At 52.4% G+C, this 20551-nt stretch carries 18 protein-coding genes and 1 tRNA gene; 17 read left to right on the top strand and 2 right to left on the bottom strand.

Annotated elements, in window-relative coordinates:
- Positions 1 to 79: 79 nt before the first annotated feature.
- From leuC to B4N58_RS00510, 17 genes are all read left to right on the top strand, one after another.
- The gene (gene leuC / locus B4N58_RS00430; protein WP_291744851.1) at positions 80 to 1480 is read left to right on the top strand and encodes a 3-isopropylmalate dehydratase large subunit; all 1401 of its coding nucleotides are present in this window, start codon (positions 80 to 82) and stop codon (positions 1478 to 1480) included.
- Between the two features lie 18 nt (positions 1481 to 1498).
- Complete coding sequence (locus B4N58_RS00435) at positions 1499 to 1636, top strand: entericidin A/B family lipoprotein (protein ID WP_008248967.1); 138 nt, start codon at positions 1499 to 1501, stop codon at positions 1634 to 1636.
- An 82-nt stretch (positions 1637 to 1718) separates the two neighbouring features.
- Positions 1719 to 2360: a 3-isopropylmalate dehydratase small subunit gene (gene leuD, locus B4N58_RS00440; RefSeq protein WP_008248968.1), complete on the top strand. Its 642-nt coding sequence runs from the start codon at positions 1719 to 1721 to the stop codon at positions 2358 to 2360.
- A gap of 23 nt (positions 2361 to 2383) precedes the next feature.
- Complete coding sequence (leuB, locus tag B4N58_RS00445) at positions 2384 to 3478, top strand: 3-isopropylmalate dehydrogenase (protein ID WP_008248969.1); 1095 nt, start codon at positions 2384 to 2386, stop codon at positions 3476 to 3478.
- Between the two features lie 47 nt (positions 3479 to 3525).
- Positions 3526 to 4647, top strand: coding sequence for an aspartate-semialdehyde dehydrogenase (gene asd, locus B4N58_RS00450; protein WP_040512466.1), 1122 nt, complete (start codon positions 3526 to 3528; stop codon positions 4645 to 4647).
- Positions 4648 to 4711: 64 nt separating this feature from the next.
- Positions 4712 to 6877, top strand: coding sequence for a FimV/HubP family polar landmark protein (locus B4N58_RS00455; RefSeq protein WP_291744854.1), 2166 nt, complete (start codon positions 4712 to 4714; stop codon positions 6875 to 6877).
- The gene (gene truA, locus B4N58_RS00460) at positions 6878 to 7642 is read left to right on the top strand and encodes a tRNA pseudouridine(38-40) synthase TruA (RefSeq protein ID WP_291744856.1); all 765 of its coding nucleotides are present in this window, start codon (positions 6878 to 6880) and stop codon (positions 7640 to 7642) included.
- Positions 7639 to 8274, top strand: a complete 636-nt coding sequence (locus B4N58_RS00465) for a phosphoribosylanthranilate isomerase (RefSeq protein WP_008248973.1) — start codon at positions 7639 to 7641, stop codon at positions 8272 to 8274. Before truA ends, B4N58_RS00465 begins: the two co-directional genes overlap by 4 nt.
- Before the next feature lie 23 nt (positions 8275 to 8297).
- Positions 8298 to 9551 carry a tryptophan synthase subunit beta gene (trpB, locus tag B4N58_RS00470; RefSeq protein WP_008248974.1) on the top strand — a complete coding sequence of 418 codons (1254 nt, stop codon included), beginning with the start codon at positions 8298 to 8300 and terminating at the stop codon, positions 9549 to 9551.
- A 15-nt stretch (positions 9552 to 9566) separates the two neighbouring features.
- Positions 9567 to 10379, top strand: coding sequence for a tryptophan synthase subunit alpha (gene trpA / locus B4N58_RS00475; protein WP_008248975.1), 813 nt, complete (start codon positions 9567 to 9569; stop codon positions 10377 to 10379).
- 24 nt (positions 10380 to 10403) lie between these two features.
- Positions 10404 to 11282, top strand: a complete 879-nt coding sequence (accD, locus tag B4N58_RS00480) for an acetyl-CoA carboxylase, carboxyltransferase subunit beta (RefSeq protein WP_008248976.1) — start codon at positions 10404 to 10406, stop codon at positions 11280 to 11282.
- Between the two features lie 6 nt (positions 11283 to 11288).
- Complete coding sequence (gene folC / locus B4N58_RS00485; protein ID WP_291744863.1) at positions 11289 to 12695, top strand: bifunctional tetrahydrofolate synthase/dihydrofolate synthase; 1407 nt, start codon at positions 11289 to 11291, stop codon at positions 12693 to 12695.
- A gap of 17 nt (positions 12696 to 12712) precedes the next feature.
- Positions 12713 to 13390, top strand: a complete 678-nt coding sequence (locus B4N58_RS00490; RefSeq protein WP_291744864.1) for an SPOR domain-containing protein — start codon at positions 12713 to 12715, stop codon at positions 13388 to 13390.
- Positions 13387 to 13878, top strand: coding sequence for a CvpA family protein (locus B4N58_RS00495; protein ID WP_008248980.1), 492 nt, complete (start codon positions 13387 to 13389; stop codon positions 13876 to 13878). Before B4N58_RS00490 ends, B4N58_RS00495 begins: the two co-directional genes overlap by 4 nt.
- Positions 13879 to 13887: 9 nt before the next feature.
- Entirely contained in the window at positions 13888 to 15402 is a 1515-nt protein-coding gene (gene purF, locus B4N58_RS00500) for an amidophosphoribosyltransferase (protein WP_008248982.1), read from the top strand.
- 91 nt (positions 15403 to 15493) lie between these two features.
- Complete coding sequence (locus B4N58_RS00505) at positions 15494 to 16750, top strand: aspartate kinase (RefSeq protein WP_008248985.1); 1257 nt, start codon at positions 15494 to 15496, stop codon at positions 16748 to 16750.
- Between the two features lie 112 nt (positions 16751 to 16862).
- Positions 16863 to 16953, top strand: a tRNA-Ser gene (locus B4N58_RS00510).
- Positions 16954 to 16988: 35 nt separating this feature from the next.
- Here B4N58_RS00510 and B4N58_RS00515 read toward each other — a convergent pair.
- Positions 16989 to 17921: a diacylglycerol/lipid kinase family protein gene (locus tag B4N58_RS00515; protein WP_291744868.1), complete on the bottom strand. Its 933-nt coding sequence runs from the start codon at positions 17919 to 17921 to the stop codon at positions 16989 to 16991.
- Between the two features lie 83 nt (positions 17922 to 18004).
- On the bottom strand, positions 18005 to 20239 hold the full coding sequence (locus B4N58_RS00520) for a PAS domain-containing protein (RefSeq protein ID WP_198006798.1): 2235 nt from the start codon (positions 20237 to 20239) through the stop codon (positions 18005 to 18007).
- Positions 20240 to 20551: the final 312 nt, after the last annotated feature.

Below are 20551 nucleotides of genomic sequence, written 5' to 3' on the forward strand. Positions count from 1 at the left end.
GTTATTCTCCACGCAATTTGCTGGTCCGTTCAGCGGAACAAACCCGCTGAATGAGTCAGCCCGAAGCAGGTCCTTGAAAATGGCAAAAACTCTTTACGACAAACTCTGGGAAAGTCATGTGGTGCGCACCGAAGAGGATGGCACCTCACTGATTTACATCGACCGCCATTTGCTGCATGAAGTCACCAGCCCCCAAGCCTTTGAAGGTTTGGAGCTTGCTGGTCGCGACTTGTGGCGCAACAGTGCCAACCTGGCTGTGGTGGATCACAACGTGCCTACCACCGATCGTTCCAAGGGAATTGCAGACCCCACCTCGCGACTGCAGGTGGAAACCTTGGACAAAAATGCCAAAGCCCACGGTTTGACCTATTTCGACATTAAAGACCTGCGCCAAGGCATCGTGCACGTGATCGGGCCAGAGCAGGGTGCAACCTTGCCTGGTATGACTGTAGTGTGCGGCGACTCGCACACCAGCACCCACGGTGCAATTGGTGCGTTGGCATTTGGTATTGGTACCTCGGAAGTTGAGCATGTCATGGCCACTCAGTGTTTGCTGATGAAGAAAGCCAAAAACATGTTGGTGCGCGTAGAGGGCACCTTGGGCAAGGGTGTTTCTGCGAAAGACGTGATTCTGGCCATCATCGGCAAAATCGGCACGGCCGGCGGCACTGGCTATGCGATTGAATTTGCCGGTTCAGCCATTCGTGGCTTGTCCGTTGAAGGCCGTATGACCATGTGCAACATGGCCATTGAGGGCGGGGCACGTTCCGGCATGGTGGCGGTCGATGAAAAGACGATTGAATACGTGAAAGGCCGGCCCTTCAGCCCGAAAGGCGAAATGTGGGATGCCGCTGTGGCTTATTGGAAGACCTTGCATTCAGATGAAGGTGCACATTTTGACCATGTGGTTGATTTGCTTGCGGAAGATATCCAGCCGCAGGTGAGCTGGGGTACTTCACCGGAAATGGTAACTGATGTGCATGGTGTGGTGCCCGATCCAGCCTCGGTGGCTGATCCGGTGAAACGCCAAGGCTACGAGCGTGCCTTGCAGTACATGGGCTTGAAGCCGTTGCAGAAAATTGAAGACATCAACGTGGATACCGTATTCATTGGTTCTTGTACCAATTCTCGCATTGAAGATTTGCGCGATGCCGCTGCGGTGGTGAAAGGCAAGAAAAAGGCTGAATCGGTCAAATTGGCCATGGTGGTCCCTGGCTCGGGACTGGTAAAGGCCCAGGCCGAACAGGAAGGTTTGGACAAAATTTTCCTGGAAGCCGGGTTTGAGTGGCGTGAGCCAGGTTGCTCAATGTGCTTGGCCATGAATGCCGATCGTTTGGGCAGTGGAGAGCGATGTGCCTCCACCAGCAACCGGAATTTTGAAGGACGTCAAGGTGCGGGCGGCCGTACACACCTTGTTAGCCCGGCCATGGCGGCTGCGGCAGCGATTGCAGGCCATTTCACTGATTCCAGAACTTTTTAAAACAAGGGAGTACTTGATATGAAAATCGTTTCCGTACTGATGCTTGCTTTGTCAGCTCTGTCATTGTCCGCCTGCAACACCATTGAAGGCATGGGTAAAGACATCAAGGCGGGCGGCGCCGCCATTGAGCGTACCGCTGACGAGAACAAAAAGTAATTTTTACTGACATTCACAAGCCCTGCATGCATTCGCAGCAGGGTTTGAAATCCGGCTTAACCGGAATATTCACGGATTAATTATGGACAAATTTGTAACCCACACTGGCATCGCCGTTGCTTTGAACCGCGCCAATGTGGACACCGACGCCATCATCCCAAAACAGTTTTTGAAAAGCATCAAGCGCACCGGGTTTGGTGAGCACCTGTTCGATGGCTGGCGTTACCTGGACGAAGGCGAGCCCGGCATGGATTGCACCAAGCGGCCCTTGAATCCTGATTTCGAGCTGAATAAGCCCGAATTCAAGGGGGGCACAGTGTTGGTCGCAGGCCCCAACTTTGGGTGCGGGTCATCTCGTGAACACGCCCCCTGGGCGTTGCAACAGTACGGTTTTAAGGCTGTGATCTCCAGTAGTTTTGCTGATATTTTCTTCAACAACTGCTTTAAAAATGGATTCTTACCCATTGTTTTAAAAGAAGAAGAGTTGAAGGAAGTGTTTGCTTTGATTGAGGCCAAGCCTGGTATTGAAATCACAGTCAATCTTGAGCAGCAAACCGTGAGCATTGCGGACAAAAGCTACGGCTTTAACGTAGATGCATTCCGCAAGCATTGCCTTATGAACGGTTTCGACGACATTGGTCTGACTTTGCAGCATCGCGATGAAATTGTCGCTTTCGAGAAAAACCGCTTGGCCAACCAGCCTTGGCTTGCAAATACCATCTAAATAAAAACAGGCAGAGAACCAGAATGACTTTGAAAATTGCCGTAATGCCCGGTGACGGGATTGGCCCAGAGATTACAGCGCAGGCCGTGAAGGTGCTTGAAGCACTGAAAACCGATGGTTTGAACATCGAATTTGAGCATGCCCTGATCGGTGGTGTGGCTTACCGTGAAAAAGGTATGCCCCTGCCTGAAGAAACCGTGAACCTGGCCAAGGCTTCGGATGCTGTACTGTTTGGTGCAGTAGGTGATTTCTCGCTTGACACTTTGCCGCGCCATTTGCGCCCCGAGCAAGCCATTCTGGGTATTCGTAAGGCTTTGAACTTGTTTGCCAATTTTCGTCCTGCCATGGTTTACGAGGAACTGGCTGATGCGTCTACCTTGCGTCCCGAAGTGGTGGCGGGTCTTGATATTCTGATTGTTCGCGAATTGACGGGCGACATTTACTTTGGCACGCCGAGAGGAAATCGCATTGCAGAGGACGGCCCGTTCAAGGGCGAGCGCGAAGCATTCGATACCATGCGCTACGCTGAAACCGAAATTCGCCGCATTGCCCATGTTGCATTTCAGGCGGCACAAAAGCGTGGTGGCAAGTTGTGCTCGGTTGACAAAGCCAATGTGCTGGAAACTACCCAGTTTTGGCGCGACATCGTGACTGAGGTTGGCAAGGAATACAGCGATGTCGAATTAAGCCACATGTATGTTGACAACTGCGCCATGCAGCTGTTGAAAAACCCAAAGCAGTTTGACGTCATCGTGACCGGTAACCTGTTCGGTGATATTTTGTCAGATGAAGCGTCGATGTTGACTGGCTCTATTGGCATGTTGCCTTCGGCGTCGCTGAATGAATCAAACTTTGGTTTGTACGAACCGATTCACGGTTCGGCGCCCGATATTGCTGGCAAGGACCTGGCCAACCCCATGGCCACTGTGCTTTCTGCAGCCATGATGCTGCGCTACACATTTGGTCTCGAAGATTATGCCAACCGCATTGAGAGTGCGGTGAAAACCGTGTTGGCCACTGGCCCGCGTACAGGTGATATTTGGCGTGACGGCAAAACGCGCACCGGCACAGCAGGTATGGGCGATGCAATTGTTGCTGCGCTGGCCAAGCAACAATAAAGCGAAATCGCGATTCAAGAATTTAAAAGTACTGGAGTTTTTTTATGTTGAAAGTTGGTTTGATTGGGTGGCGTGGCATGGTGGGTTCCGTGCTCATGCAACGTATGCAAGAAGAGAATGATTTCGCGCATTTCGAGCCGATTTTCTTCTCCACTTCCAATGCTGGTGGCAAGGCCCCGGCTTTCGCCGGAAATGCAGGTCCCTTGCAAGACGCAAACAACATCGATGCCCTGAAACAAATGGACGTGGTGTTGACTTGCCAGGGCGGTGATTACACCAATGAGGTGTTTCCCAAGTTGCGCGAGGCTGGCTGGAACGGTTACTGGATTGACGCGGCCTCAAGTCTGCGCATGAAAGACGATGCCATTATTATTCTCGATCCGGTCAATATGAACGTGATCAAGGATGGCTTGACCAAGGGCATCAAGAATTACGTGGGTGGCAACTGCACAGTCTCACTGATGTTGATGGCTCTGGGCGGTCTTTTCCAGCAGAACAAAATTGAATGGATCACGTCCATGACCTACCAGGCCGCTTCTGGCGCTGGTGCGCAGAACATGCGCGAACTGATTTCGCAGATGGGTAGTATTCACGGTTCAGTCAAAGAGTTGTTGGCCGATCCCGCTTCCGCGATTCTTGAGATTGACCGTAAGGTCGCCCAGCATATCAATTCCGACGCATATCCAACGGATAACTTTGGCGTACCACTGGGCGGAAGTCTCATTCCCTGGATCGACAAAGACCTGGGCAATGGGCAGTCGAAAGAAGAATGGAAAGGCGGTGCAGAAACCAACAAGATTCTGGGCAAGCCGGCCATGGGTACACCCGGTTGCGTACCTGTAGACGGGCTGTGCGTGCGTGTGGGTGCCATGCGTTGTCACTCGCAGGCCTTGACCATCAAGCTGAAGCAGGACATTCCATTGAATGAGATCAATGACATGCTCGCCAAGGCCAATGATTGGGTTAAAGTAATTCCCAATGAGCGTGATGCATCCATGCGCGATTTGACTCCTGCCGCTGTCACAGGCCGCATGCATGTGCCAGTTGGCCGCTTGCGAAAAATGGCAATGGGTGGCGAGTACCTTAGCGCATTCACCGTGGGTGATCAGCTGTTGTGGGGTGCGGCCGAGCCACTGCGCCGCATGCTGCGTATTTTGATTGAACGCTAAGCTGCATCAATTTTGATCCCAAAAAAGCTGCCGAAGGTGGCTTGAACATTCATGGAGTAAACGGGTGAGGCATACCAAAAAGAAGATTCTGCCCTTTGTTTTTGCATCAGGTTTGTTGGCAAGTTCCTTCGCGCAGGCAGCACAGCTGGGTAAGCTTGAGGTGCTGTCGGGTGCTGGCGAACCCTTTTTGGCGCAAATTCAGGTTGATCTGGTTCTGCCAGAGGAACGTGCTTCCCTACAGGCCAAGCTGGCGTCTGCTGATGCTTTCAAAGCTGCTCGCCTGAGCATGGATCCGAACCTGAAGAATCTTCAGTTTGCGGTGCAAGATGGCCCTCAGCCTGGTACGGCACTGGTGAAAATTACTTCAGCACAGCCATTGCCAGCTGGTTTTATCGACACATTGGTTGAATTAACCTGGGCGGGTGGTCGAGTAGCCCGTGAATACACCTTGACCGTGCCTGTTGGTGTGGCCCAGGCTGCTGAGCCCGCGACAAGCCTGCCTGAAATTCGCCCTCCAATGACACCGCCCACGGCGACGGCGCCTAAAGCAGCGGCTCCCAAGTTGCCAGCTGCTTCTGAACCACCTGCAGCTTCTGCACCCAGCGTGGCTGAGGGCACTTTCAATGTTCAGCGTGGCGACACCCTGTCGGAGTTGGCTTTGCAATTGGTGGGCGATGGCGTGACGTTGAACCAGGCCATGGCTGCAATTTATGAAGCCAACAAAGCCTCATTTATTAATGACAGCGTGCACTTGATTCGCGAGGGAGCGCAAATTCAGGTTCCCAATCGAGCCGCGTTGCGAGCCCGCACTGCCAATGAGGCCTTGCTGATTCTTGCCCAAAATGACGATCGAAATGTGTATTCAGCTTATGCACGCCAAATTGGTTTGCTGACTGTTGACAATCAAGTTGCGGCAGCCGACACGACCAGTACCCAAGGCAGTATTACTCCCCAAGAGCAAGCGCCCAAGGCGAATGCTGGTGCGCCAGCGGATCGATTGCAAATTGCTCCCGGTGCAGCTCAAGGTTCAGGTAATGCCGATGCCAATGCAGAAGAGTTGGTGGCCAAAAACAAGGCACTGGCCGAGGCGAATGAACGAATTGCATTGCTTGAGAAGAACGTAAGCGATTTACAGCGTTTGCTCGACATGCAAAAAGACTTGAGTAACGAGCCGATCGCACCTTCAGCAGATGGCCCGGCAGTTGAAACTGATGCGACGGAATCGACGACTGTTGAAGTACCCTCTGAGACACTTGCCGAACCACCTGTGGCCAGTGAGCCCCCTGCAAGCACCGATGGCGTGCAGGCCCCCGCTGAAGAGCAGCCTTTTAACTGGTTGCCCTGGATTTTGGCAGGTGTAGGCGGTTTGGTGGTGTTACTGGTGCTGCTGCTGATTGCGCGCGCACGCAAGAACAACGCCAAAAGCGATGAAGGTGAATTTGAAGCTGAGGACGAGTCTTCTTTCAGCGAAGTGAATGAATTTGATGAGGCCATTGCAGCTGCCAGTGCGGGAATTGCGGCAGAGCGGGCCACGGGATTGAATCAAGCTGAAAATTCTGATTTTGATCTGGATGAAGTACTGAATGATCGCTTAAAGCAGGCTGACGTGGATGAGGCGACACAACTTCGTGCAACCCCCGCGGAAGTGAAAGCCGAGCCAGGTGTGGCCGAAGACATTCCGGAATTGAATGAAGCTTCAGATGAGGCACAGCAACACAAGGAATCTTTGGACAGCGAGGTAACGCTGGATTTCCCTGAGGAGGAGTCCAGCGAAGCGAAGTCCGGTTCAATTCTTGATGATCTGGACGAAATCGAAAAGGGCACCTTGGCAGCTCAGGAAGAACTGGATGAATTGCGCAAACAACCTCTGCCCCAGCACGATGTGAATTCGCGTGAGATAGACGCTGCATTTGGCGACTTGATTGGCGAAGAGCCTGTTGACGAAAAACCTGTTGAGTTGGATGAAGCCGACAAGGCCGATGCTGCTGCGTCCGACGTCATTCCTGAAGAGGCTTTTGACAAGGCGCTTGTTGATCTGGATGTCGACGTTCCAAACCCCAAAGTTGACGATGCGACCTGGCAGGAAGTGGCCACCAAGCTGGACTTGGCGGGCGCTTACGTGGAAATTGGCGATGCAGATGGTGCCAAAGAGTTGCTGAACGAAATCGTGAAAAAAGGCGATGTTGACCAGGTTCGCAAGGCCAAGGCGCTTTTGGCCACGTTGAACTAAATGAACAGAGTGGTCTTGGGCCTGTGCTACGACGGTCATGAATTCGAGGGTTGGCAAACACAACCGCATGGTCGAACTGTTCAAGACTATTTGACCAAGGCTATTGAAGCCATTGCCCAAGAGCCGATCGCCCTGACTTGCGCGGGTAGAACCGACACCGGAGTGCACGCGCGCCAGCAGGTGGTGCATTTTGATACAGCGGCAGAAAGGCCACTGACGGCTTGGGTAAAAGGGGTCAACAACAGTCTGCCATCGAGCATTTCCGTACAGGGTGCCAAACAGATCGATTCCGGTTTTCATGCACGTTTCAGTGCGGTATCACGAACTTATCGTTACTATTTTTACAGTGCCCCTGTCAGGGATCCTTTCAAGCGTTTCATGACCTGGGTGCATTACCCGCTTGATTTGGCTGCCATGCGCCGTGCGGCAGTTTGCTTGCTGGGTACCCACGATTTCAGTGCATTTCGCGCGTCGCAATGCCAGGCAGCAAGCCCTGTGCGCACTTTGTATGCTTTGAATCTTATTGAAGCTGATGATCATTGCTATTTTGAGATTCATGGCAATGCGTTTTTGCACCACATGGTGAGAAATTTGATGGGCAGCCTAATGGAAGTGGGCCAGCACAGGCAAGCCGAGGCCTGGCTTCAAGACGTTCTGGTATCCAAAAACAGAAGTCTGGCGGCAAAAACCTACCCTGCGCAAGGCTTGAGCTTGTGGAATATTGAGTACCCCGAGCAATATGGAATACAGGAACTGTTTGCATGAGAACCCGAATCAAGTTGTGCGGTTTTAAGACCGAAGACACTGTGCGTGCGGCCACTCGGGCAGGGGCTGATGCGGTGGGGTTTGTATTTTATCCGCCTTCGCCACGCCACATTGAGGTGCAGCAGGCGGGTCAGCTTGCGCGTTGTCTAGGTGCCTGGCAAACCCCTGTTGCCTTGTTTGTGAACCCTCAGGCTGACTTTGTCAATTCCGTGATCAAGGAAATTCCCAACGTGCTGTTGCAATTTCATGGCGATGAAAGCCCTGAATACTGCGAAAGCTTCGGACGGCCTTTCATCAAGGCAATTCGCATGAAAGCAGATGTGAACTTGCTGGATGAAAGTAAAAAATTCCACGCGGCGCAGGCCCTCCTTGTCGATTCATGGAGCGAGGCGTATGGTGGGACAGGGCATACTTTTGATTGGTCTTTGCTGCCCAAAGCGAGTGAACTCAAGCAGGCTTTGGTATTATCCGGAGGGTTGGATGCCGGCAATGTTGAACAGGCCATTCTTGGCTTGCAACCCTATGGCGTCGATGTGTCCAGCGGTATTGAGTCGGCGCGAGGCGTAAAGAGCATTGAAAAAATTGAAATGTTCTGCAAAGCGGTCCAAAAGACCGATGCAGGGCTGTTGTAAGTGAACCCAGATAGAGCAGCATCATGAACAAACCCTATGAATTCCCAGACGCCACCGGCCATTTTGGTCCCTATGGCGGCACTTTTGTATCTGAAACCCTGGTTCACGCCCTGGAAGAACTGAAAAGTGTCTATGCACACTACCAAAACGACCCTGAGTTTTTGGCTGAATTTGAAAGTGAACTGAAGCATTTTGTGGGTCGCCCCAGCCCCATTTACCACGCCAAGCGTTGGTCCGATTTGGTCGGTGGCGCGCAAATTTACTTCAAGCGCGAAGATTTGAACCACACCGGCGCCCACAAGGTGAACAACTGTATTGGGCAGGCTATGTTGGCCAAGCGGATGGGCAAGCCCCGCGTTATTGCTGAGACCGGCGCAGGCCAGCACGGTGTGGCTACAGCCACCGTGGCTGCACGCTATGGCATGAAATGTGTGGTGTATATGGGCCAGGAAGACGTGGCACGCCAGGCTCAAAACGTGTTTCGCATGAAGCTGTTGGGTGCTGAGGTAATTCCTGTGACTTCAGGTTCAAAAACCCTGAAGGACGCCTTGAACGAAGCCATGCGCGACTGGGTCACCAACGTAGAAGACACTTTTTACATTATTGGTACTGTGGCTGGTCCACACCCTTATCCCATGTTGGTTCGCGACTTCCAAAGTGTAATTGGCCGCGAATGCATTCAGCAAATGCCCACTATGGTTGGTAAGCAACCAGATTACGTGCTGGCGTGTGTGGGTGGCGGCTCAAACGCTATGGGTATTTTTCACCCTTACCTGAACGTGGATGGTGTGAAGTTGGTGGGCGTGGAAGCAGCGGGTGAGGGCATTGAAACCGGTAAGCATGCCGCATCTCTGAGCGCGGGCACACCTGGTGTGTTGCATGGCAACCGCACGTACCTTTTGCAAAGTGAGGATGGGCAAATTATTGAAACCCATTCGGTTTCTGCAGGTTTGGATTATCCCGGTGTTGGGCCAGAGCATGCATGGCTGAAAGATTCTGGCCGGGCTGAATACGTGGGTGTTACTGACAATGAGGCGCTGGAGGCTTTCCACCAATGTTGCCGCATTGAGGGTATTATTCCCGCGCTTGAAAGCAGCCACGCCTTGGCACATGCCGCAAAGCTTGCCAAAACATTGCCGAAAGACAAGGTGATTTTGGTGAATTTGTCTGGCCGTGGCGACAAGGACATGCACACCGTGGCGCGCTTGAGTGGTGCCGAGTTTTATTGCCACCCCGATTGCAAAACAGGCGCAGAAATGGCCTGCAACAAGAAATAAATTTCAATCTCAACCATGTCAAGAATCAAAGCAGTATTTGCAAAATTAAAAGAAGAGGGCCGCAAAGGCCTGATTCCTTTCGTCACCGGCGGTGATCCAGACCCAGGCCAGACTGTGGCCATGTTGCACGCCTTGGCGAATGCGGGTTCCGATGTCATCGAGTTGGGTGTGCCGTTTTCCGACCCCATGGCCGATGGCCCGGTCATTCAGCGTTCAAGCGAACGCGCGCTCGAGAAAGGGGTGACTTCCCGCAAAATTCTCGATTACGTGGCTGAGTTTCGCCTGACCAACCAGCATACACCGATCGTACTCATGGGTTATGCAAACCCGATTGAGCGCATGGGTGTGGAAAAGTATGTTGCAGAGGCGAAAAAGGCCGGGGTAGATGGTGTGCTGGTGGTGGATTATCCGCCCGAGGAATCACTGGAGTTTTCCAAGTACTTGCGCGCTGCTGAACTGGACCCCATTTTCTTGTTGGCTCCTACGTCGTCTGACGAGCGAATTGAAAAAGTTGCGAAGGCAGCCAGTGGTTATGTGTATTACGTCTCATTGAAAGGTGTGACCGGTGCACAAAACCTGAATGCAGCCGAAGTGAGCTCCAAGTTGCCTACCATTCGCAAATTCACTGACGTGCCGGTGGGTGTGGGCTTTGGTATTCGCGATGCCGAGTCTGCATGCCGAGTCGCTGAGTCTGCGGACGCAGTTGTCATCGGTTCCGCCCTGATTCAAACTCTGGAAGCAGGCAGCCCACAAGAGGCAGCCGCTTTGGCGGGCAAGTTCATTGCCCCAATTCGCGCCGCGCTTGATTCCAAGTTCGGCGCACGATAAAAACACCTCAGCAAGGGAAAGTGAATGAGCTGGTTTGACAAAATAATTCCACCACGCATTTCATCAAAAACTCCGGGTGATGCAGCCAAGAAAAGCGTTCCTGAAGGTATTTGGGCGAAATGTAAAAGTTGTGATGCCGTGCTTTACCAAAACGATTTGGTCAGCAATGCCATGGTGTGTCCATCCTGTACTTATCACATGCGCATCGGCTCGCGGGAGCGTTTGAATTTATTGTTCGACAACGATGAACGTGTGGAAATCGGGCAGGAAATTCTGCCCATGGACACCCTGAAATTCAAGGACAGCAAAAGCTATACCGCCCGTTTGAATGAAGCCAAAGAAGCCACAGGCGAAACCGACGCTTTGGTGGTTCAGAAAGGCACGATGAATGGCGTTGAAGTGGTGATTGCCTGTTTTGAATTTGAATTCATGGGTGGTTCCATGGGTTCTGTGGTGGGCGAGCGTTTTTGTCGTGGTGTGCAGGCAGCTCTGGATGCCAACGTTCCGTTCATCAGTATTGCCGCCTCTGGCGGTGCGCGTATGCAGGAAGGTTTGGGATCGCTGATGCAAATGGCAAAGACCTCGGCTATGCTGGCCAAGTTAAGCCAGGCCAGGCTTCCGTATATTTCCGTGTTGACCGACCCAACCATGGGCGGTGTTTCCGCCAGCTTCGCGTTTTTGGGCGATGTGGTGGTGGCAGAGCCCAAAGCCTTGATCGGTTTTGCCGGTCCACGCGTGATTGAACAAACTGTGCGCCAAACCTTGCCTGAAGGTTTTCAGCGTGCCGAGTTTTTGATGGAAAAGGGTGCAGTGGATTGCATCGTGGATCGCCGTGAAATGAAAAAAACCCTGGCCAGCCTCTTGGCGCTGTTGATGAAAAAACAGATTGACCAAGCGGCCTGAATACTCATGACTCAAGCAGTACCCGAACCGAAATCTTCCAAGCCAGGTAAACCCAACGCCGATGCCAGTTTGAATGACTGGCTGGCCTACCTGGAATCAATCCACAGCAAGCCGATCGACATGGGGCTGGATCGCTTGAAGGTGGTTCAGCAACACATGAACTTCACCCTGAAGGGCGTGGTGTTTACCGTGGCAGGCACGAACGGCAAAGGTTCCACCTGCGCCATGCTGGAAAGTATTCTGATTCAGGCGGGCTACAAGGTGGGCATGTACACCTCGCCGCACTTGATTCGCTTCACTGAGCGGGCCCGTATCAATGGCGAGGAGGTGTCTGAGTCTGAGCTGATTTCTGCGTTTGAAAAGGTAGAGCAGACCCGCGTTGCAACCGGCATTTCCCTGACTTACTTTGAGTTCACCACGCTGGCGGTGGCACTCGTGTTTTCTCGCCTCGATCTGGAGGCGGTCATTTTGGAAGTGGGTTTGGGTGGCCGACTGGACGCGGTCAATATTTTCGATGCGGACTGCGCAATTTGCACCAGCGTAGATATTGATCACCAGGCTTTTCTTGGGCCTGATCGCGAAAGCATTGGTCGTGAGAAGGCCGGCATATTTCGGCCGGGTAAACCTGCAATTGTTGGCGACCCAAAGCCGCCACAAAGCGTGATTGACCATGCAAATTCAATAGGTGCCGACCTTTGGCTGTTTGCGCGCGATTACAACTACAGCGGTGACAAGCAGCAATGGGCTTACGGCGGGCGCAGCATGCGTCGTGCAGCGCTGGCCTACCCGGCATTGCGCGGAACCAACCAGTTGTTGAATGCCTCGGCGGCCTTGGCTGCACTGGAGTCAGTTCGGGATCGTTTGCCGGTTCCGGCACAATCAATTCGACAAGGTTTTTTGTTGGTGGAATGGCCTGGGCGCTTTCAGGTGTTGCCGGGTCAACCCACGGTGGTTTTGGACGTTGGACACAATCCCCACGCTGCTGCGCATTTGCGCGAGAGTCTCGACAACATGGGATTTTTTCCTTACACCCATTGTATTTTCGGCATGCTGGCCGATAAAGATGCAGTGGAAGTTGTAAAGGCATTGAAAGACCGTGTTGACCACTGGCACTTGGTGCCACTGGAAGGCGACCGAGGGCGCAGCACGGAACAGTTGAAGCAGCAACTTGAACTGGCTGGCGTGGATGCAGGGGCATTTGACTGGGTTGCTAATTCCCAGGCACTGGCCAAAGGTGGTATTGCGAAGCAGCCACCGGAAAAAAGCGTGCAGAGCTACGAGAGTGTGGGTCAAGCGTATGCGGTGGTCACTTCTGCGGTGCCACCCAATGATAGAATTCTGGTTTTTGGATCCTTCCTGGTTGTGGCGCAGGCCATGCAAGCCAAAGAAGCGCTTCGAAAACGTCCCGGTTAATTTTTTCAGGAGTGCAGGTGAGTTCAAATTCGCGTTCTACTGCCAGGAACAAAGTCAACAACGATCCGGTTGATGAGTTGAAACGCAGGTCCAGAAGGCGGTTGGTAGGCTCCATTGCGCTTTTTCTGGCAGCCATCATCATTGTGCCCGCTTTGGTTGAAAACGAACCATCCCAAACCAGCAGCGATGTCGAGTTGGTGGTGCCCGATCGTCCTTCTGCTGAAATTCCTGCGCAGGCGGCACAGGTTCCCGAACAGCCAAAGATTGAAGCGCCCCAGTCTACCCAAGAACAGGCCTTGGCGACTGCACCAGTTGCACCTGCCGTAGAACCGCCACCTGTAGTTTCTGAACCTGCACCTAAACCTGCACCTAAGCCCGAACCCAAGCCAGAACCCAAAGCAGAAACTAAGGTTGAGCCTAAGGTTGAGCCTAAGGTTGAAGATCCGATTGCTGCGTTTGCAAAAGCTGAGGTGTACTGGGTTCAGGTCGCTGCTGTCAGCGACAAGCTACGCGCAGATGCGCTGAGTAAGGAATTGAGTGGCAAGGGTTTTCCGGCCAAGGTTGAATCAACCAGCACTGGCAATGGCACCGTATACCGGGTCAGGGTTGGGCCAATTGCAGGCCAAGCCAAAGCCGATGAAACCAAAGCCAAGTTGGCTGCTGCAGGTTACTCCGCAGGGAGAGTGGTGCAGTGACAATTTTTGATTACATCGTCATCGCCGTGGTGGTGCTGTCGGTTATTTTGGGTTTGTTTCGTGGCATGGTCAAAGAAGTGCTGTCCCTGGCCAACTGGGTGCTGGCCTTCTGGGTGGCAAACCGCTATGGCGCAGACCTCGCTGTTTACATGGACTGGGCTGAGTCGCTGAGCCCGCCCATGAAAGCGCTGATAGGGTGCGCTGCTGCTTTTTTTGCAACCATGTTGGTGGGGGCAATTCTGATTTCTTTGCTGGGCAAAATTGTTGCGGCAGCTGGTTTGGGTTTTGCGGACCGTGGCCTGGGTGCTACGTTCGGCTTCGCGCGTGGTTTATTTATTGTTTTGGTGCTGGTTACTGGGGCAGGTTTCACCTCGCTTCCGGAACAGCCATTTTGGCGAAATGCCATGTTGTCCCCTTTGGCAGTGGATGCGATGAGAGAAATCAAACCGCATTTGCCCGAAAGTGTGGCCAAGTGGGTGCGCTACTAGGAGCTTTCAATGTGCGGGATTGTCGGTATTGCCGGTTTTTCTCCTGTTAATCAAATTCTTTACGACAGTTTGCTGTTGTTGCAACACCGTGGCCAAGATGCTGCGGGTATTGCCACGGCACACAGCAATTCTTTTTCAATGTCCAAAGGCAATGGCTTGGTGCGAGACGTGTTCCGCACCCGCAATATGCGTTCATTGCCCGGCAATATGGGCATTGGTCATGTGCGTTACCCCACAGCTGGCTCGGCTGCCAGCTCAGATGAAGCACAGCCTTTCTACGTGAACGCGCCTTACGGCCTGGTATTGGCTCACAACGGCAACCTGACCAACAGCGAGCGTTTGAAAGCTGAATTGTTCAAAAACGATCGCCGCCACATCAATACCAATTCTGATTCCGAGGTGTTGCTGAACGTACTGGCGCATGAATTGCAGTCCAATGCTTCGGGCTACTCCCTTGATCCAGTCACGATTTTCCGCGCAGTGGCCGGCGTGCATGCGCGTGCTCGTGGTGCTTATGCCTGCGTGGCTCAAATTGCAGGTTATGGCTTGCTGGCTTTCCGTGATCCGTTCGGTATTCGCCCCTTGGCTTTGGGCAAAGCTGAAACCGAGCAGGGTACCGAGTACATGTTCGCATCCGAATCCGTGGCCCTTGTGGGCATGGGCTTTGAGTTTGTGCGTGACATTGAGCCGGGTGAGGCTGTCTTTGTCGACCTTGACGGCAAGTTGTATGCGCAGCAGTGCGCAGAGAAGTCTTCGCTGAACCCCTGTATTTTCGAATATGTGTACTTGGCTCGTCCCGATTCCGTGATGGACGGCATCAGCGTGTACGAAGCCCGCGTGAAAATGGGTGAATACCTGGCTGACAAAATTCGTAAAAGCATGCCTGCCGGCGAAATCGATGTGGTGATGCCCATTCCTGATTCAAGCCGTCCAGCTGCACTGGAATTGGCCAATCAGTTGGGCGTGCCCTACCGTGAGGGTTTTATCAAGAACCGTTACATTGGCCGTACGTTCATCATGCCTGGGCAGGCGGTACGAAAGAAAAGCGTTCGCCAGAAGTTGAATGCGATTTCTGTTGAATTCAAGGGTAAAACCGTGTTGTTGGTGGATGACTCCATTGTGCGCGGTACAACCAGCCGGGAAATTGTACAAATGGCCCGCGAAGCAGGTGCAAAGAAAGTGATTTTTGCATCGGCAGCGCCACCCGTGCGTTTTCCAAACGTTTACGGCATTGACATGCCCACGCGTGATGAGCTGATTGCCTCTGGTCGTACAGATGATGAAATTTGTGCCGAGATCGGTGCAGATGCCTTGTTTTACCAGGACATCGCAGACATGAAGCGCGCCGTTCGTGATTTGAATCCAAAGATTCAAACCTTCGATGCCAGCTGTTTTGATGGGTCGTACATCACTGGCGATGTCACCACTGAATACCTCGATCGTCTGGAATACATGCGCAAACATCCCGAGGTATTGGAGTCGGGCGGATTGCAAATGAATCTGGGTTATTCCGCGAATCAATAAGTGCAGCGAAAATTTCAGGTAAAATGTTCAACTGATTGATTTAAAAGCGCGAAATGGTTCGCGCTTTTTATTTGTGCAGGGCGATCTGACTATGTCACTGATAGTACATAAATACGGTGGCACCTCCATGGGGTCCACAGAACGTATCAAGAATGTAGCCAAGCGTGTCGCCAAGTGGCATCGCGCGGGCTTCCAGATGGTGGTGGTTCCATCGGCCATGTCTGGTGAAACCAACCGCTTGATTGGCCTGGCCAAGGAAATTCAGGCTGAGCCTGATCCCCGTGAACTCGACATGTTGTGTTGCACCGGTGAGCAGGCTTCAGTGGCTTTGCTGGCCATGGCGTTGAAGGCTGAGGGGCTGGACGCAATCAGTTTCTCGGGTTGGCAAGTTCCCATTAAAACCGACAGCAGCCACACCAAGGCTCGCATTGAATCGATTGACGACACGCGCGTAAAAGCCGAGCTGAACGCTGGCAAGGTGGTGATCATCACCGGTTTCCAGGGCATTGATGAAGCTGGCAACCAAACCACGCTGGGTCGTGGTGGTTCTGACACCTCAGCTGTGGCGATTGCTGCAGCCATGGGTGCAGCTGAGTGCCTGATTTATACCGATGTGGATGGTGTTTACACCACCGACCCTCGCGTGGTGCCCGAGGCTCGCCGCATGCGTGTTGTAAGTTTCGAAGAAATGCTGGAAATGGCCTCTTTGGGTTCGAAGGTTCTGCAAATTCGCTCTGTTGAATTTGCGGGCAAGTACCGCGTGCCCACCCGTGTGCTTTCCAGCTTGACCGATCCGATGATGTCGCTGGACGAAGAAAAAGTGTCTGGCACGCTGATTACTTTTGAGGAAGATGAACATATGGAACAGGCCGTTGTTTCCGGTATCGCTTTCAACCGTGATGAAGCAAAAGTGACCATCCGTGGCGTGCCTGACAAGCCCGGTGTGGCTTACCAAATTTTGGGTCAGGTTGCTGAGGCCAACATCGACGTGGACATGATCATCCAGAACCAGGGTTCGGATGGCACCACCGATTTCACGTTCACCGTACACCGCAATGAATTCAACAAAACCATGGATCTGTTGAAAAACAAGATTCAGGGCAGCGTGGGTGCACGTGAAGTGGCGGGCGATACCAATGTGTGCAAGGTGTCGATTGTGGGTATCGGCATGCGCTCACATGTGGGTGTGGCCAGCCTGATGTTCAAAACCTTGTCGGAAGAGGGCATTAACATCCAGATGATCTCTACTTCGGAAATCAAGGTGTCGGTGCTGATCGACGACAAGTACATGGAATTGGCAGTTCGTGCGCTGCACAAGGCCTTCGGTTTGGAAAAAGAGGCAGCTTGAACTGGGAGTTTGAGTTGAGTTTTAACTGATGGGAATGTGGTGCAATTTGCTTGAAAGCGATTTGCGCCAGCATTCAACATTTTGGCCGAAACCGTGTATAATTCGGCCTTCTGGAGACGTGGCCGAGTGGTCGAAGGCACTCCCCTGCTAAGGGAGCATACCCCAAAAGGGTATCGGAGGTTCAAATCCTCTCGTCTCCGCCAGAATGAAAAAGGGATCCCAATCGGGATCCCTTTTTTTATTCCATGGCTACAAACTGCACTGCCGGGGCGCTGCTGATTTGTATTGACGACAGGGGTGCATGCACATCGCCATCGAGTTGCCAGGCTGTGGGTGAATCGAATTGAAAATCAATGCGGTGAATAGTGCTGCGTTCTACGCCCACACTGTGCGGCATCCTACCCAACCAAATTCTCAGCAAATTAACTACCAGCGCCAGTTTATTGGGTACACCTGCGATCAGGCACATGTCTTGATTGGCGAGCGGGCCGCCGCTGGTGGACACACGAAACCTCAGCGGTAAACACTGAATACTGAGCGCAAGGCAGGCCTGCCATGCGAACCCTTGTGGTGTGGCATTGTCGCGAGATTGCTGCCCCTTGACTGTGGAGAAAAGATTTTCCACGAACTGACTGCGCCGAATAATTCCCCACGCTATTTTGGCCAACAATTTTGTGGCTGCTATTGGGCCACTACCCAGGCTGTAATACGCGTGCATGAAATTGACAGTGACGCCGAAGCCAAACACAAAACCATATTGCTGGCCAGATGTTTTAATGGGGTATCGGGGCGTGCTGTGCAGGTGAGTGCTGGCCTGATTCTCAACCAACCATTGCAGTGCTTTCAGTGGCGCAGTTTTGGGGTAGGCGTCCCAGGCAATCATGTTCATGGTGCCAGCATGCACAGGGAATATAGCTGGTATCGCATGCTCCCCCCAAACTTTGGCAGCGGCGCCCAACACTGCTGAAACGGTGCCATCGCCACCGAAAGGCACGATCACTGTGGGTGGTTTGTACTCATAAAGGCGCAAGGCATTTTCAAGTTCTTGCGTATTTTGAGTGAGCGCCACATGGCCGGAGTTGCCAAGAATTGAATGAATCCCGGCCAAGCTGGCCCCGGCGTTGTGTGTTTTCAGGTAACCCGATTTCGGATTGGCAATGACAAGAATCACAATGATTTTGTTACGTAATGATGTGAGTTCAATTTAACTGATTTTGTAAATCCCAAATCAACAAATTGAAGTACCTTTGCGTATCACGGCGTCTCCGGGGCAAATTTGGGAAAGTACAGTTCCACGCAAGTTCCTGAATTGGGTGCTGAGTGAATTTTGATGTAGCCCTTGGATTGCTTCACAAATCCAAACACCATGCTAAGTCCCAATCCACTACCCTTGCCAACTTCTTTGGTCGTGAAAAACGGTTCGAATGCACGATTCAGGGTTTCCTGCGTCATGCCGTGCCCGGTGTCACGAACTGAAATCAAGACATATGGGCCAGCAGGCAGGGTTTCTTTGGCATCTGTTTGTATCGAATCAAGTTCAGTATTCAATGCGCTGATGTGAAGCTTGCCGGCTTGTGGAATTGCGTCTCTACCATTGATGACCAAGTTCAGCAGTGCTACCTCCAGTTGCCCGGGGTCCACTGCAATTTTCCACAAACCGTCAGTGTCAGGCGCTTCGATTTCGATGGTTTCCGGCAGAATCCGTCGAAACAGGGCCAGAGAATCTTGAATTAGTTGCCCTGCATCAACCGTTTTGGGCTGCAGGGGTTGCCTGCGAGCAAACGACAACAGTCGACTGGTGAGTTCAGCCCCGCGTTCTGCGGCTTTGCTGGTCATTTCTGCCAGTGATTGAAGTTGTGGATTGTCTTTAAGCCTGTAGGCCAGGGTTTCAGCATTGCCCATGATTACAGTGAGCAGGTTGTTGAAGTCGTGGGCTACTCCGCCAGTCAGTTGCCCCATGGCCTCCAGCTTTTGGGATTCACGCAATTTCTCCTCCAGTTCCCGGGTTTCGGTCAGGTCCAGCATGCTGCCCAACATGCGAATGGCTTTGCCCTGTTCGTCTCGAATGACAAACCCCCGGTCGTGAACCAAAGCATACTTTCCGCTTGATTTTGCGAATCGGTATTCATTGCTCCAGTGTGTTCCCGTGCCATCGATAACCTGATGAATGCTCTCAAGAACCCGCTGACTGTCATCGGGGTGGATACGCGTCGTCCATGATTCAGGGCCAGGTTCAAGTTGCAGCAGTTCATAGCCAAACACGCGGCTCATGGACTCGTTCCACCAAAGCCCATTTTTGATCAAGTCCCAATCCCAGATCACATCGTTGGTGGCCTTGGACACCAGCACGAATCGCTCATGCAGCAGTTTCGCGGCTTGTTGCTGGTTCTCCTCGTTGGTGACGTCACGAAAATAGACGCCAAGTCCTTCGCTTGTCGGGTATCCATTGACTTCGAACCAGGTGTCCAGAGGCGGGTAGAAAAATTTGACCTTGATGGCATTGCCTGTATCGATGGCTTGTTGATACAGGGAATACACCGGTGTGTTGCGCGCTTCCGGGAACTCTTGCCAAATGTTTTTGCCGATCAGGTCTTCGCGTCGTCTTTTGAGCAGGTTTTCAGCCCTAGGGTTCAAGTACACAAAGTCGAATCGGGTCGAGATCATGAAAAAAGAGTCGCTCATGTTCTCGAGGGTTGAGAACAGTCGCTGTTCCAAATCAGAGTTGCGATTCTTTTCATGTATCAGTTCGGTGATGTCCTGGAATGCACCCTGAGCGCCGATGATGTTTCCCAGAGAATCAAGCTCGGGTTCACCAATGGCTCGGACCCAGGCGATGCGATTGGATCGTGTTTTGATTTGGAGTATTTCGTCGTAAGGTTTTCCTTCCGTGATGCATTCCGTGTAGCACTTTTCAATTTTCTGGCGGTAGGCGGGCAGGTAGTACGAAAAGGCTTCCTCTGCGCTGGGCGCAGGCTCGTAAGGGGCGTCGTGAATGGCGGCAGTTTGGGGAGTCCATGACACATGGTCACTGCCAAGGCTCATCCTCCAGCCGCCCAGTTTTGCTTTGGTACCAGCGATATCAATCAATTTTTTTGCACGGTCCAGGTTGGCCAGGGTTTCGTGGGTATCGGTGACATCATTGATGGTCGCCAACACTTGTATTTTTTGATTCAGGGCGCAGCGTTGCCAGTGGAAACGGGCTTTGAATGATTTGCTTGTTTTGCTTTGAAGGGTCCATTGCGATGTAAATGTGGTTTCGTTTTGAAACGCAATCAAAGCAGCGCGCAGGGCCTGGTGGTCTGAAGGGGGGCGAAGATCGAGAATTGTTTTGCTCTGCAATTCGGCAGCACTTATTTCCAGCCACTCTTCGCAGGCAGGGTTGTTCCATATGATGCGCAAGGTTTCCGGATCAAATATCCAGATGGGTTGTGGCAGTGCTGACAAGGCTTGCAGTGCATTCTCTTCCAGTAAAAGGGGATTGTTGTCCATTTTCATATCGCCGATTTTGAATGGTTCAGGGTGCACTCAATTGAGTAGGGGGGGCTTAAACGCTGGTTCAGGTGCGGCTCTTTCAATAAAATAATGGTCAGCGCCTAACAGGCAGTCAAGGGGTAATTGGCATGGTGACGGATGGAACGGGCAGCGGGGATCAAGGTGAGCAAGTGAATCAGTTGCTTTCTCAGTACGTACACAAACTAAACAACGCCATGCTGCCGTTTGTGCTTGAGCTGGACGATTTGCTTGGAAAAATGAATGAGCACTCACGATTGGATCAACTCAAGCTACAGCGGTTTGACACGG

It is taken from the genome of Limnobacter sp. UBA3528 (assembly GCF_002377005.1).
GTDB lineage: Bacteria > Pseudomonadota > Gammaproteobacteria > Burkholderiales > Burkholderiaceae_B > Limnobacter.